The sequence below is a fragment of the Treponema vincentii genome (genome assembly GCF_010365865.1).
Taxonomy (GTDB): domain Bacteria; phylum Spirochaetota; class Spirochaetia; order Treponematales; family Treponemataceae; genus Treponema.
On sequence record NZ_CP048020.1, the window covers coordinates 319956 to 335216 of the forward strand.

General features: G+C 43.3%; 14 protein-coding genes. 6 read left to right on the top strand and 8 right to left on the bottom strand.

Annotation, left to right across the window (positions count from 1 at the left end):
* Positions 1-228 precede the first annotated feature (228 nt).
* Positions 229-1983 carry a hypothetical protein gene (locus GWP43_RS14405; RefSeq protein ID WP_230977875.1) on the top strand — a complete coding sequence of 585 codons (1755 nt, stop codon included), beginning with the start codon at positions 229-231 and terminating at the stop codon, positions 1981-1983.
* A 71-nt stretch (positions 1984-2054) separates the two neighbouring features.
* A complete protein-coding gene (locus GWP43_RS01440) occupies positions 2055-2579 on the top strand; it encodes a DUF1697 domain-containing protein (RefSeq protein ID WP_162662141.1) in 525 nt (174 codons plus the stop codon).
* Between the two features lie 491 nt (positions 2580-3070).
* Here the strand turns inward: GWP43_RS01440 and GWP43_RS01445 are convergent, their stop codons facing one another.
* The 6 genes from GWP43_RS01445 to GWP43_RS01470 form a co-directional block, all read right to left on the bottom strand.
* The gene (locus GWP43_RS01445) at positions 3071-3778 is read right to left on the bottom strand and encodes a PP-loop family protein (protein WP_162662142.1); all 708 of its coding nucleotides are present in this window, start codon (positions 3776-3778) and stop codon (positions 3071-3073) included.
* Between the two features lie 60 nt (positions 3779-3838).
* Positions 3839-4486, bottom strand: a complete 648-nt coding sequence (locus GWP43_RS01450; RefSeq protein ID WP_162662143.1) for a helix-turn-helix transcriptional regulator — start codon at positions 4484-4486, stop codon at positions 3839-3841.
* Positions 4487-4511: 25 nt separating this feature from the next.
* The gene (locus tag GWP43_RS01455; protein WP_162662144.1) at positions 4512-5438 is read right to left on the bottom strand and encodes a tetratricopeptide repeat protein; all 927 of its coding nucleotides are present in this window, start codon (positions 5436-5438) and stop codon (positions 4512-4514) included.
* Between the two features lie 74 nt (positions 5439-5512).
* Positions 5513-6268 (bottom strand): OmpA family protein, encoded by a 756-nt coding sequence (locus tag GWP43_RS01460; protein WP_162662145.1) that lies wholly within the window; start codon positions 6266-6268, stop codon positions 5513-5515.
* Positions 6269-6309: 41 nt separating this feature from the next.
* Positions 6310-6606: a hypothetical protein gene (locus GWP43_RS01465; protein ID WP_162662146.1), complete on the bottom strand. Its 297-nt coding sequence runs from the start codon at positions 6604-6606 to the stop codon at positions 6310-6312.
* A complete protein-coding gene (locus GWP43_RS01470; protein WP_162662147.1) occupies positions 6584-6763 on the bottom strand; it encodes a hypothetical protein in 180 nt (59 codons plus the stop codon). Before GWP43_RS01470 ends, GWP43_RS01465 begins: the two co-directional genes overlap by 23 nt.
* Before the next feature lie 330 nt (positions 6764-7093).
* On the opposite strand from GWP43_RS01470, the gene GWP43_RS01475 reads away from it, so the two are divergent.
* From GWP43_RS01475 to GWP43_RS01485, 3 genes are all read left to right on the top strand, one after another.
* Positions 7094-7426, top strand: coding sequence for a helix-turn-helix domain-containing protein (locus GWP43_RS01475; protein ID WP_162662148.1), 333 nt, complete (start codon positions 7094-7096; stop codon positions 7424-7426).
* A 97-nt stretch (positions 7427-7523) separates the two neighbouring features.
* A complete protein-coding gene (locus GWP43_RS01480) occupies positions 7524-8963 on the top strand; it encodes a potassium/proton antiporter (RefSeq protein WP_162662150.1) in 1440 nt (479 codons plus the stop codon).
* 133 nt (positions 8964-9096) lie between these two features.
* Positions 9097-9354, top strand: a complete 258-nt coding sequence (locus tag GWP43_RS01485; RefSeq protein WP_162662152.1) for a SemiSWEET family transporter — start codon at positions 9097-9099, stop codon at positions 9352-9354.
* Positions 9355-9442: 88 nt separating this feature from the next.
* Here GWP43_RS01485 and GWP43_RS01490 read toward each other — a convergent pair whose 3' ends face one another.
* Both GWP43_RS01490 and GWP43_RS01495 read right to left on the bottom strand, forming a co-directional pair.
* On the bottom strand, positions 9443-11353 hold the full coding sequence (locus tag GWP43_RS01490; protein WP_162662153.1) for a bifunctional metallophosphatase/5'-nucleotidase: 1911 nt from the start codon (positions 11351-11353) through the stop codon (positions 9443-9445).
* A 94-nt stretch (positions 11354-11447) separates the two neighbouring features.
* Positions 11448-12584, bottom strand: coding sequence for a YibE/F family protein (locus GWP43_RS01495; protein WP_162662155.1), 1137 nt, complete (start codon positions 12582-12584; stop codon positions 11448-11450).
* A 157-nt stretch (positions 12585-12741) separates the two neighbouring features.
* Between GWP43_RS01495 and GWP43_RS01500 the strand changes: the two genes are divergently transcribed.
* Entirely contained in the window at positions 12742-14835 is a 2094-nt protein-coding gene (locus GWP43_RS01500; RefSeq protein WP_162662157.1) for a methyl-accepting chemotaxis protein, read from the top strand.
* Positions 14836-15261: the final 426 nt, after the last annotated feature.

A 15261-nucleotide genomic window follows, 5' to 3' on the forward strand; every position in this document is an offset into this window, starting at 1 on the left:
TCCTCAATTATGAAAATATCTACGAGTGAGAACTATATCACATTTGCTCGTTAAGTCAAGATCGGTGCGAGATTGTTGCGGGATAGCCCTCTGGTATCTTTTTAGGCTTTCCGATATAATTACCGATACATTCCATAAGACAAGGTATCTCTAAAAACTCGGTTAGATTTTTAGAGGTTCCCTACTATTTGTTTTCTTACTACGCCTTACCGTTAAGGAGGATCTTGGATGAAAAAATCATTATTATCGTTTATATTATTTTGCTTACTCATAATCGCTGCAGGATGTAAAACAGCTCCGGAAGATAAAACTCCCAAACTTACGCCCGTAGAAACTGCAAAAGCGTCTGCCTCGGATGTACAGGTAGTACAGACTGAAAACAAATCAGAGACAATGCAAAACTCGGCTACTGCGGCCATGCCTTCCGATTCAGAAAAGGTCGAACCTAAAAAAGTCGAGCCTCAAAAAGCTGAAGCAAAAACGTCTACGTCGACGCGAGCACCCGCTCAGAAGGTAACACCTCGAAAAACGACTGCTCAATCGGGAAGCGTTGCTAAAAACATGCCTCAAGCGAAAAACGCTCAGACAAAGCCCGCTAAACAGGGGTCGGCACAGCAGAAAACTGCGAAGTCAAATGCATCCGGCGCATCGGCTAAAAAAACCGACACGCCTAAGCAATCGGCAACGACTACGCCCTCAAAAGCGACGACAAAAGAGTCTGTTCAGAAGGAAACGCCTCAAAAAGCAGCGGCTGCAAAAACTGACGCCTCTAAGCAATCGGTAAAGACTGCACCCCAAAAGGCACCGGCGAAAGAATCTACTCAGAAGGAAACACCACAAAAGGCTGTTGCTCAATCGGGAAGCGCTTCTAAAAACAAAACCGCTTCTCAAGCAAAAAATGCTCAGACAAAGCCCGCTAAACAAGATCCGAAACAACAAGAAACGGCAAAGTCTAAAGCAACCGCAAAAAATAATAAGCAGTCTGCATCTCCGGAAGCGGTTAAGAAAGAGGCACCTAAACCGGCATCTACGAAGTCAGTTAAGAAAGATGCTCCTAAAACGATAGCCTCGACCAAGCAAGGGGCTGGTGATAAGGCTGTTTCTACAAAACAGCCTCAAAACAAAAAGGCTGAAGCTAAAACAAAAGAACCAGCTGCTCAAACGGCAGCAGCTCAAATTACCGACATTTCATGGATGATTGAGCAGGCTGATGCGTCCTTTGTTTCAAAACAGCATAAAGGTAAGGGAAAAATCTTTGTTACTATGCTTGCAAAATACAAAGGTGATCTAACAGCTCAAGACTTTAAAGAAGCTTTCTTTGCTTCACCCGCTGATGTGTGGGGGCTTGATGAGCAAAGTGCAAAGGGGCTGATGGAGATTAATAAAAAAGAGAAACTCTTGATGCTGAAACATCTGTCTTCGGGTGAAGGTGAGGGAGCGGCCGCTCTTGGAAAGTGGTTCGCATCGGTTACACTTGAGGGGCAGAAGCCGTTTGAAAAAGAATTGAATGTAACCGGAATCGGCGGCAAAACCGTTATGGAAGATAAGTCTACTAAAGGAGCCGCAAAAGGAAAAGTTCTCTTCCTTATTGTCCCTGCTGCGAAAGCAGAAAACGAACAGCAAGCACTTACAATGCCGGTTATACAATCCGTTTCCCGCGATTCCGATACAATAGAGATTATCTTTTCGGTTAACGATCCGCGGGTTAAAAATGCTTATTTCTATTTTGACGTGCCGGGAGAAGAATACTATCGCGATTCGGGTTCGATGATCGATGCAACGGGGAAACCGGTAAACGGATGCCGCTCGTTCTCTACCGATGGAAAAAAATGCCAGTATGTACTCCGCAAAGATGCAACCAATAAAGACTGGTTCGGCAAGGCGACTCAGTGCTTCCTCGTTGTTTCCGATGTAAACCGCGTTGCCTCCCCCTGGGAAGAACGCCACCGCACTATCAGCGCCGCATCGCGCATCGCAAAATAGCAATTATGGCGGGGTAATTAGATATTCTTTTGAATACCCCGCCATCCCATGGCGGAATTGATACGGAATATATGGATTATATAGCATTGCTCAGAGGTATCAATGTTGGAAGTTCTGTAAAAATTAATATGAAAGAATTGAAAACATTATTTGAGCAATGCGGTTTTTCAAACGTTTCAACATATATCAATTCCGGAAATGTCATTTTTCAATCACATGACGCGAAAAATAGTATCACAGAGAATATTGAACAAGCATTGCATATAACGACCGGGAATGAAGTAAAAGTATTAGTAAAACCAAAAAGTGAGATGGTAAAAATAGCAAAGAGCATCCCCTGTGATTGGCAAAATAATGATGCTCAAAAGACTGATGTAGCCTATTTATTTGACTCAATAGATAATGAAAACATAATAAATGAATTACCAATAAGAAAAGAATATATACAATTAATATATGTTAAGGGTGCGTTAATCTGGAGTGTTCGGCGAGAAGATTATAATAAAAGCCATTTAAATAAAGTAATATCGCATAAAGTATATAAAGATATGACAATACGAAATGTTAATACGGCTCGATATCTTGCAACGTGCTAATAAAAAAAATCACCCAACCACTGCTTCAACCTAACATTGCTTCGCAAGGCAGGCGATATGTTGAGTATTTTCAGAAGCGGCATATACTGTAAAACCTCTCCGTAAGCCTTTTGAAATAGACTGTTAAGCAATTGTACATCCGTGTACCTCTCTACCGATGTACGTCCATGTACATCGGTAGAGGACAAGTTTTGTTCCAAAACTTGTTTCTGACTTATTCCCCGCCCATCCTTGGGCGTTCTGACGACGAGATTTGTGCATAACACAAATCTCGCTCCTGTATAAACCCACTGCCATCCTTGACAGTTTTGATACGTTGAATATGTTCAGAAGTGGCATATCGTAAAACATATTTTCCGTAAGCCTTTTGAAATAGACGATGCAGATGCTAGGAGCGTACAAAAAACACCCGCAGGCGTACTTGTTGTACGTCGAGGACTGTTTTTTGTTAAGCGACAACGCAGATGCACCGTATATTTCAAAAGGTGTTACTAGGGTAGGTATGCTGTATTAACATTCCGCAACGCATCAAAGAGCTTACGCTTTAACTCATAGTTACCGTCCGTAAGCTTATCCAAGCGAGAACGAGCGGTTTTTCTGCCTGAATTATCCTGATAGCTGCATGTACAGGTAGAAGAAATATACCCCTGCATTTCTGCATGACGGATAATCATCGGAATGTCGGCAAGGCAGAGCGGGCGTATAAAGGTCAATGGAAATTTATCGAACTTCAGTACCGGAGGCATTGCTGCAAGCTCTCCCTTTGTCAGTGCATTCATTAGTGCCGTTTCGAGGATATCGTCCAAGTGGTGGCCGAGCGCAATTTTATTAAAACCGTGCTCCTGCGCGTATTTGCTCAGCTCCAACCGGCGCTGACTGGAACACCACCAGCAGTTCATCTTTTTGCCGGTTTTAAGCCGCTCAAGCACCGAAATGGTTTTAATATTTAACTCAATTCCCCAGTTTTTAAACCGCTCCGCCAATTCAGGCGCGAACGCTGACCCGATATCCGTGGCGATATGAAGTGCGGCGGCTTCAAAAACCGGATGCCGGCGATGGAGCCGTGCTGCAAAATATTCTGCAAGAGCGGTCGAATCTTTCCCGCCGGAAGCGGCAATCAAAATACGATCGTCTTCTTCTATCATATTATATTCGGAAACAGCTTTATCAATTGTTCTAAATAGTTTAGGGTTTGCCATAGAAAATAGCAGAAAATGCGATAGCCTATTACCGCTGCCGGTACAAAATATGACTTGGCATTATTGATGCCCGCTTGCACCGGCGTCTATATAGCTATAGAGTGTGTATTTGGAAATGCCGAAGTAGGTTGAAATTTTATCGCCGGATTTTGTAATTAAAAAAGCACCGGATCCATTTAAAAACTTAATCGCTGCGATCTTGTCTTCTTTATTCATCAATGCAACCGGTTTACCCACAATACGGACAGACTGTTCGATAAGTTCGTCCAATAGATCGTTGACATTCTGCGGAATATTTTCAGGTTCATTTTTAGCACTGATAGGCGAAATCAGCTGCTGCAACACGTTCTCTGCCATCTGCATCGGTGTAATATCAAGATTAATCGAAAACACTGCCTCGATTGCATTATTTTCGCCTCTGATAAACATACTGCTCGATTTAAGAATGCGCCCATCCTTCGTTTTTGTCAGATAACTGAGCTTATCTTCCAGCGTTTTATGATCACTATGCAACGCCTCAAGCACTACATGAGACGGCCCGTCGCCAATTTTCCGCATCGTAACAGTACCGTTTTCTATAATGACAATTGAACTATTGGTATAGTCGGCGGTGAGATCATGCACAAGTACTTCACAATTATTACCAAAGTGGATAGCGATACCGTGTGCGATTTGCTGCAGCATCGCAAGAGTGTGTTTGGACATCATATCGTGTAATTCCCTTTATCTCTCATTATTTTTTTAACTGAACATCATTTTGCAACTTATGTATTGCCTGATTGAGTCGTTGCACCGCGGCATTTTGAGGGTCTGCTTCGATAGCTTTGTGTAAATACTCGATAGCGGTTTCCGACTCAGTATTTTCCGTCATTAAGTAGGAATAAGCCGCTAAGTACCACGCTAACTGTAATTCGGCAGGTGAAAGGTCGCCGGTTTCTGCGGCGGCTTTATATTCATCGCTCGCTTTAAGGTAATTCCCCTGCTGTGCAAAGCTCTTTGCCCGTATGTCGGCACTCATCAACACGTATTTTCCTTTTAAGCCGGATCGATTATCGGGATCGAGCGCCGGTACTTGCATACGCAGAGAATCATAGCGGTGTGCTTCTGCATTGCCGACCGTGTTTAAAAAGGTGTCAATTGCTCGTGCTTTTTCCTGTCCTTTTGTAGTATTGATATGCTTTCGTGCCTCAATCACCTTCGTCCGCTGCGCAGTCAATGCTTTAATTTTTTCTATTAGCTGAGCTTCGGTTTTTATATCCGCTTCTATAACAGCAGAGGCATACATATCCTGTTCGGCTGTTTGCAGTATGATAAAAGGGATATCAGGTACTGCATATTCGGAAAACAACAGATAGTTCTTTTGAGCTGCTTCCCGTTCATTTTCCGAAGGGTTATGCAGCAAGTCGATAAAGCGGACGGCATAGAGCTGCGCCAATTCCGTTTTGCATGATTCGGTAAGAATGTTTTTGGAAAAATCTTTTGCTTCCTTTGACCAATCGGAACCGGTAAAGATAAGCAGTATATCTCTTTCATCCCTATTAGGGTTTTGGTTATTTCTCGTGGTGTTCTTTCCTGCTGAGGCGGTAGAAATACAGCTACTCACCATAACAACAAGGCAGAAGCCGATACATAGTAATCCATATCGATATAATTTTTGCATAGAACGATTATAGCATTAAATTAACAAATCGCAAAGAGATTTTTTTAGACGGTATCAGAGGTAGAGGCACCGTTTTACTCCATGATAGTGATTTCGACACGCCGGTTTAGTGCGCGTTCCGCTTCGGTTGTATTCGATGAGATCGGCTTTGAGCCACCTGCTCCGCTATAGATGAATACACCGGACGGGATGCCGCGTTTGGTCAGTTCATCGACAACCGTTTTTGCCCGCCGGAGGGACAGCCCGTGTTGGGTGCTTTTGTCACCGACATCAGCAGTATGGCCTTCAACAAAAAGGTTTTTAAAGGTTAGCGTTTTTAATACGGCGGCTATTTCATCGAGTTTTTTATCCTCTCCATGTAACAACTCCGCCTTATCCGCAACGAAATGTAAATTTTTCAAATTTAATAATATGCCGCGCGGTGTTTCCTGCACATTAAAAATACCGTCTCCCTTATCTTTTATGCGCTCCTTGTTTGAGCTCTCCGGTTTCACCGGATTCTTGGAGTGATCAAGTAATGCCGTTGTCGGTACGGAACCACCGTTGTAAACGGTATGCTGCCCGTAATTGTAAAAGTGCAGTAAAAAGCCGCGCTGCCGAATCGATTCAGCACCCTTATAGAAAAATGTTTCATCGATTTTTTCCCGAATAAAGAGCGGGCGATTCCGATCATCCAGATAAATATCCGCCGTTCTGCTTCCTTCCGAACGAAGCATATCAGCATCCCCTAAATGATCTTCACCGTGGTACCGCAAGGCGAATACTGCCTTTACATAATGAGTATCGGTTCCATTGTACTTCTTTTTGCCGATGTATTGATATTCAGCCAACACCGGTATTCTCGTAGGATTTTTCCCTTGCTGCGGACACACTACGATAGTGCTTTCAGCTGTCCATTTTTTTTTCCGCTTTCCTGTTGTTCGAGTCGCTGCGTAGGACTTGTCGGGAAATTCCGCAGCAGCGGATAGCCGGTATCTTGTGTAAAGTGAAGGGCTGCTATCTTTGTGCCGTCCGTTCCCCGATGGGCCGACTGCGTAAAAGCAATCGGTCTGATTTCATCAAGTTTTTTTGCCGTGCCGACCATATTCTTGCGGGTTTCTTCCAGCACAAAGGCTTCTCCTTCATACCGATAGGCCGGCTCGTCATTATAAACGGTAGCTTTTTTCATCAAGGTAGATATAGGCTTCTCGATAGGTAAGCCCTGCATAAGTATCGTTTTTATAAACCGAATAGTCGGCGCGCTCCGAAATGGTAATTCTTCCGTTCTCTGTAAACGCAATGACCGGAATCAATACACAGACAATAGATAGTATCGTTCGTTTCACTCATTTCTCCTCTAAAAAGCGCTAGCAGCACCGGCTTGTATCAGGTGTCTTTTATTATCATCGTCAAATACAAAGAAGATAATTACCGCCTCTGCCATGGTTGCAGGTTCCGGGATGTGTTACGGCAACCGTATTCATCAATATTTTCTTCGAGCAATACCGGCCGCTCTTTTTAGAAAACGAAATGAAGCCGTATTTACCTCACGTATAAATTTAACAAAAACCTTGACACCCTATTGGATAGGGGTATATAAAACCTCAGTAAAGAAGAAAGAAATCAGATGAAGCATTTAGTAACTGCTATAAAAAATGCAGAAAAGGAGGTAACCCATGGAAGAAGTTAATGTATTTGAAAGTATTATGAATGGACTTTCAGAAAGTCTTGAGTATGCAAAAGGAAAACCCAATAAGGCGCGGAAAATAACCATAACTATTGCAGACTTACCTTCATATCATTGTAAAGAAATAAAGCAGATTAGAGAGGAGTTAAATCTTACACAGAAAAATTTTGCTTGTGTGCTTGGCGTATCTCCAAAAACTGTAGAGGCTTGGGAAGCAGGTAGAAATGTACCGCAGGGTATGGCTCAAAGATTTTTACAGATGCTTCAATTGGGCGGAAAAAAAATGCTGCAGGATTTTAAGGTCATTGATTTTGCAAGATAGTTTGATTGCTTTAGAAGTAAACGGTATCAGCGATTGCCTCTGTTGATTTTACTGTCAAAATCGGTACAATCGGCATAGCTCCAACTTTGAGGTTTCTATGATTCTGTTTATCTCGTTTCTTATCATTTTGGCAATGCTGTCGACCAAAATCAGCGATAAATTCGGGTTGCCGCTCCTTATCGGTTTTATTCTTATCGGTGTTCTTGTTGGCGGTGATGTCTTAAATTTATTCTATTTTGATAATGCCCTTTTAACAAAAAAAATTGCTGATATCCTGCTGATCTTTATTATTTTTGACGGCGGATTTTGCATTACAAAGGAGACGTTTCAAAGAGTTGCCGGCCCGTCGATGACGCTTGCAACCCTCGGTGTTGCACTTACTTCCGTGACGCTTGGATTTTTAATTCACTTTATCCTTAAACTAGAGTTAACCTATTCGATGCTGATTTCTTCTATTATTTCTTCTACCGATGCCGCTGGTGTTTTTATGATTACCAAGTCCAATCCGATTAAGGATAAGCTTGCCGCAACGCTCAATGTTGAATCCGCTGCGAACGACCCGATGGCGATTTTGCTTACCCTCACCTTTGTGCATATTGCAACAGGGGCTTTTAAGTCCCCAGCCTTGGCGGTAGCAGAGCTTATTTGGCAATTTGTCGGCGGTATCATTATCGGCTACTTTGCTTTTCAAATTTCGATATGGCTGTTTAACCGGCTGCAGTCGGATAACAGAGGAAACTATAATGTGCTGATACTGGGATGTGTGCTGCTTGGATACGGCGCGGCGGAGCTCTGTCAAGCAAACGGGATTATCGCAGTGTTTTTTATGGGGTACTGGATCGGCAATACCGCTTTTCCTGCAAAGCGCAGCGTCGGAAATTTTCTCGAAAGCATTTCTACAATCTTTAATATCACACTTTTTATTATGCTGGGGCTTTTGTCATTTCCACACCATTTTGTTCATATCTGGAAAGAAGCGCTCATTATTGTCGGTATTATGATGTTTGTCGCCCGTCCACTTGCCGTGTTGGTTTCCACGTTTCCGTTTCAATATACACGGAAGGAAAAATTTTTTTTAATGTGGGGAGGGATTAAAGGTGCGGTTCCGATCGTTCTTGCGACCTATCCGCTTGCAAACGGGTTGGATAAGGACGGCTTTATTTTTAACTCTATCTTTTTTGCCGTTTTCCTTTCCTGTATTATTCAGGGAACCACGCTTGCTCCGCTTGCTCGGCTCTTGAAATTTACCAACCCTAAAAAACCGGAATCGCTGTATTCGGTCGAGCTGTATTCGCTTAAAGCAAGCGATATTGATATCTTCGATATTTATATTGAAGATCATTCCGGCAGCATCGGTCAAAAGATCAGCGAGCTTCATCTTGATAAGGATACGCTTATCAGTTCAATTGTACGCGAGGGAAAAATCATTTTCCCGAGAGGCGATACCGTTATTCAAAAAAACGATATCCTCTATGTACTTGCTCATTCTGCAAAAATAAAAGAAATTACCGACAAGCTCAACGAACCGAGCGAATAAGCTGCGGATAGTCGACAATATGTCCGGTGCGATTATCCGATATGCCCGAATATTGCCCAACACCAATAAAACAGGTATAGTAAACTAATTAATTCACAATTCTTAATGATGAATTAATATATAAGGAGCCGCAATGAGCGAAAATAAATTGAAGATTCTAGGATGGATAGGAACTGCATTATCGGTCACTATGTACATATCTTATATCCCACAGATTATGGACAACTTGAGTGGGAATAAAACCGTTTTTCTTCAGCCCTTAGCAGCAGCCGTCAATTGTACAATATGGGTTTTATACGCATTGCTGAAAGATAAACGAGATTATCCGCTTGCAGCGGCAAATGCACCGGGCGTTATTTTCGGTTTAATAGCAGCAATTACCGCTCTCTAGGCGCCCGCGGTTTTTTAACTAAACCTCTGAAAATTGTATAAGGCATCTCTAAAAATCTTATCAGTTTTTTAGAGATGCCTATTATTTTTTACTTCTTCAATTCGTAAATATTAATGGATTTTATGTTCGGGGTTCTGCCGTCTGCAGATCGAGGAATCATGATAGTACCCGCTCTAATCTCATCAAAAATCTTATCCCGTTCGGCAACATTCGGATTAAAGCCGATAATCTTCCAGTTGTAATTCACCTTAGGAGTAATAACGCCCTTATCGACTTTCTTTACATACGCACCAATCAGATCGCGTATGCGCCCTGCATCCTGCATGACTTCATACGAGTCGTAGTACACATCTTTGGGTGTCGCAAGTTTTAAGCTTTGCAGCGTTCCGAAACGGTAGTTGTTGACGGCAACCTTATACACCTTTTTAGGATCAAGGGTTTGCCCTTTTATCTTGGCGTTTGTGATTCTATTCCCAGCCTCTTTTGAAATATCAATGTCGTAATCGATACCTTCAAACATATCGTAGTTATAACCGCGCACATTGGGATTAAACGAAATCGTTACATCGCCTTTCTTTGCCGTGTTGTAATATGAAGCCGACCACTCCATGTATTTTAACAGATTCTCACCGGTCATATTAACACCCATCAGCGTATTGGAATATTTATAGATAAAGGCAACATCCTTTTTCTTGAAATCCCCTTTCTTTAAATTCATATCCAAGCGGAAAGCGGCAGCGGCAGCAACATCAGCCTTCGTGTAATAAAGCTGCACATCATTGATTAAGTCGATAAGTGCGGTATCTTCAAGCTGAATAGTAGGCATGGTGGTAACTTTATCTTGTCCGGTGATGTAGTCAACACGCGGGATAAAGTCCGCAGTAACTTTTCCGACAATGAGGTTTGCATCTGCAACGGACTTGTCATGCACAAAGCCAAACTCTTTTTCCATCGCTTTATCGGCAGCAATCTTAGCGGTTTCGCGGTTTTCCGCTTTTACGGAAACGACCTTCCATGCGCCGTTATCTTTTTTAACCTGTACTTCGCCTACCGCTAAAGCCCAACCATAGCAGCCCGGTTCAATAATCCATGTTTTATCTCCGTTCTGACCGTCGATAAGGGTTGCATACCGAGCGTGCTCATGTCCGCCGAAAATTAAATCGAACTCAGGGATTTGCTTTGCCATTTCGATAACGCCGCTGTTGGTGCCGTATTCACCATTGCGCCCAAGATGGAACGCACCGATTAAGACATCGTATTGCCCTTTTAAGGAATCGACGGTTTTGCGTGCAACCGCTATCGGATCTTCAAATTCCAGCCCTTTAAAGTGAGACGGTGCGGCAGCTTCCCACATCGGGATATGAGGCGGCACCATACCGATAACGGCAACACGGACTCCTTCAATGTCAAACAGCTGATAGGGTAGTACGAAATGGCTGCCGTCCTTTGTGTTTTTGATATTGGCGCTTAATACCGAACCGTTGAAGTGGCGGATATTACGGGCAAGGAATTCTTTTTCAAAGTTGAACTCATGGTTGCCCAAAACCCAAATATCGTAGTTCATGTAGTTGAGCGCTTGAATCATGGGGTGGGTGTCAAGGTCGTTAAACAGATCGGCACTGTTATCCTGCACTGTATCGCCGACGTCGATTAAAACGGTGTTGGGATTTTGTGCGCGCAGCTCTTGCGCCAATACGTATGTTTTTACAAAACCGGCAGCGGGTGTCTCCTCGCATACTGCGTAGTCATAGGCATAGAGTCGTCCGTGTACGTCGCCGGTTACGCCGAAGGTCAGGGTAACGGCATCCGCCCCCGGCTGTCCCTTTTGGATAACCTTGTGGGTAAGTTTTACCTCATCAGATTGCTTTCCGTGTGCCTTGGCTGTGCGTGCGGAAGTTTTTTCCGTGCTTCGTGCCGATGAATTTGTCTCCACGCAGGCTGTCAGCGAAAAAACAAAGATCAATGCAGCAACAAAACCTAGCATTCTTTTCTTGATCATGTGCATACTCCTTCACATTTTTTTTGGGTCTCTTTCACCAGCTGTACTGAGCGGTGATCAATTCCCTCTCTATAATAGTACGGATATTTTCCGTCTATTTTCGCATTTTTTCCGCAGCCGGTATTCTCAGTATAAAAAGAGCTACCAGTGCCGTACACGGAACTGCCGCAATAATACCAATGCTCCCCGAAATACCGTGCATAATTTCTATGACGATGCGCGGTATATTGATAAACTGCGTAAAGCTCATGCCGTAGCCCCAAATCATCATCACAAGCGGCAGGGACGAGCCGGCAAAGGCGAGAATGAGCGTGTTACTCATCGTGCCGGTAATATCTTTGCCCACAGTCAAGCCCGACTGAAAGAGTTCTTTTTTGCTGAGGCGCGGATTTGCGGATAAAATTTCTTGCATGGAAGATGCGATGGACATACTGACATCCATCACAGCGCCGAGCGAAGCAATCAAAATTGAGGTAAACAATAGCCCGTCCAGTTTGAGGTTATAATCAGGCGCCAAGTTGAGTAGCTGCTCGCCACCTTCCATATTCACACCGGAAAGCTGTGCCGAGTAGGATACAACGACAGAGATAATCCCCGCGATGGTAATGCCGGACACGGTGCCTGCGATTGCGGTATATGTTTTGCGCGTAAAGCCGCCTATCAAAATAAAGCTGACGATGGTCATAATGGAAACAAGACCGATAGAAACCGGCACGGGAGGAAAGCCTGCAAACAGGGCGGGAATAAGCACGGTAACAATGAGTACACAGGTGAACACCAGTCCGAGTGCGGATTTTAACCCTTGTCCCCTGCCGAGGAGGATAAGGGCAGCAAAGAACAGCCCCAGCAGCATAAAAACATGGGCATCGCGCTTGAGGTTATAAAGCCACACGGCTGTTTTCCCTCCGCTGTTCCGCAGTGTGAACACCGCTTTTAAGCCCTTATACGCAAAATTGCTGTGTAGACTGCTGAGCGTATTATACACTTCAAATTCCGTATTTTTATGAGTTCCTTCGAGGATTTTAACACGGAGCTTTTGCGTACCGCGGAACTTTCCTTGCACAATCGGATCGGGAGAAAGGTCTTCCTCGAGCACCTCCTCCACAATACCCTCAGCAAATTCTTGCGTAAACGGCGATTCAGGCTTGAGTTTATCTGAAATTTTCGGCATACCGATGCAGAGCAGCACCGTAATGATCAGCACTGCCCCTGCGAATATTTTTTCTTGCATACTCTCTTGTAAAAGTATACCGTGAGATTTCCCCACCCGTCAACAATTTTTTTCCTTTACCAAATAAGTTTTTTCCTATTTTCAAAAGGTATGGAATATGGTATATATACCGCTCGACTCAAAATTATTTAAAGTGAGATAAAAATAGGATTGTAATATGGCAAAAAAACGTTTTTCAATTAGCAACAAATTGATTATTATCTTTGGACTTTTAATTGCAGTAGCTTCGTTGACGGAAGGTGCGCTGGCAATCAGCTTTGCACGGAAGGCCGTAATCGAAAAATTGGAAATACAGCTCATCGATAAGGCCTTGGATGAAGCGGAGATCATCGACGCAAAAATAACTGCTTTTTTTCAGTTTTTAGAGGGACTATCCCATATCCCGATACTGTATGATCCAACCGCTTCATATCAAGAAAAATTGGAACAGCTGCAGAAAAATGCAGTGAGCAACAATACAATACAAGAACTCAATATCAGTGATACCGCAGGCGTTTGCTATGTAGAAAGCGGTACGGTAAATGTAAGCGATAGAGATTGGTTTAAGGCTGCAATAAAAGGAGAGCGTTTCGTTTCAGATTTATTGATTTCGAAAACAACTCAAAAACTGATTAGCACCTTTTCGATTCCGCTTTACGATGAAACCCATCGTATTATAGGTGTTTTATCTGCTGATATTTCCGGCTTGTGGTTCAGAGATAATATCAAAGACATTACCATCGGCAAAAGTGGCAATTGCTACATCATAGGACCTACGGGAGCAACGATTGCCGATCAGGATATTGATGCGGTAACAAGTATGCTCAATCCAAGTCAAGAAGGACAGAGCAATATTGAATTGGATTCTTGCGGAAGATTCGAAAGGAACGCGATAGCTTCTTCACAACCCGGCATCGGTTATTATGAGTACGAGGGTGTTCCCAAAATTGCAGCTTATACAAAATTGAAGTCGGCCGCATGGACTACTATCGTATGTGCGCCCGTACATGAATTTATGGAAACCGTAAACACGCTCCGGCTCAGTCTGATTTTAATCGGATTCGTTATTTTTGCAGGATCCGTTATTATCGTCTATTTAGTATCCAGAGGTATGATAAAACCGGTTAAACGAACAGTTTCGGCTTTAAAAAATATCGCACAGGGCGAAGGTGATTTAACCGTAAGCCTTCCGGTAACCGGAAATGATGAAATTACGGACTTATCGGAATATTTTAACGAGACGATTGCAAAAATAAGAAACGCAATCAAATCGATAGGTGTGAACTGCAATCAAATGGAAGAAATCGGAAATACGTTGTCTACCAATATGACTGAAACGGCAAGCGCGGTGCACCAAATCAGTACAAATATCGATGGTGTAAAACATCAAGCAATGACTCAAGCGGCAAGCGTTACCGAAACAGCGGCAACCGTTGAGGAAATCGTTCGTACCATTAAGCAATTGAATACAGGCATCGAAATGCAGGCAGCAAGTGTTGCACAGTCATCGTCATCTATAGAAGAAATGGTCGCAAATATCGCTTCGATTGGGCAAACGCTCACTAAAACCGATAGTGCTATTAAAGAGCTTACAACTGCTACTGCTAATGGCAAAGCTACGATCGTTACATCGAATACCGTAACGCAGAAAATTGCAGAAGAATCCGGTTCTTTACTGGAAGCGTCAAGCGTCATCCAGCACATTGCATCGCAGACAAACTTATTGGCAATGAATGCTGCAATAGAAGCTGCACATGCCGGTGAAGCCGGCAAGGGCTTTGCCGTTGTAGCTGATGAGATAAGAAAGCTTGCCGAAGAATCTTCGGTACAAGGAAAAACGATCACCACGACCTTAAAAATGCTTTCAGCGGAAATAGAAACACTTTCCGTATCATCAAAAACGGTAGAAGGAAATTTCAATAGTATTTTTACTCTTGCAGAACAGGTTAAAAAGATGAGTGCCCATCTAACCGAATCGATGAAAGAACAGGAGCACGGCAGCAAAGAAGTATTGACAGCTATTAAGAACATCAACACGGTAACAATGGAAGTACAAGCCGGTTCCGAGGAAATGCTGAAAGGCGGTGAAGGGGTCGCTCAGGAAATGCGAAAGTTGGATAATCTTACCCGCATCATAACTGACAGTATGAATGAGATGGCGGCAGGCGCGGTGCAGATTAACAATGCCGTGCAGGAAGTAAACGAGATTACACAAAAGAACAAGCAGAGTATCGAGAATCTGGCAACCGAGGTCTCTAAATTCAAAATTTAGACACAAATAGAGCGGTATCTACGGCGTTGCTGCACAAAAATAAATGCTCAACGTACACAAAGTACGTCTCCGCTTTATTTTTGTTCGCGCCTTGTATCTACTCGCTCTATTTGTGTCTAAGATATTTCGCAAAAGCGCTGAAAAAAATAATTTTCCGATAAAAAGAAAAATACCCCCTACAACCCCTAAAAAGAAAAATGACGGGTAAAGAGGGAGCCCCCTCTTTACAATCTCCCCTTATATGCCTCGCCTTTGTTCTTGAGCTTAGCTCTGATACAAAAGCTTGGCCGTCGGGGTTGCCACGATAACCTATTTCAGAACGTCCACGGATGGACGGGGTGCCAATTAGAAACGAATTTAGGCGCAAGACTAAATTCGCAGGCAACGAATGTATAGGTGTGCATTCGTTGCCGTGTCTCCGCTTTA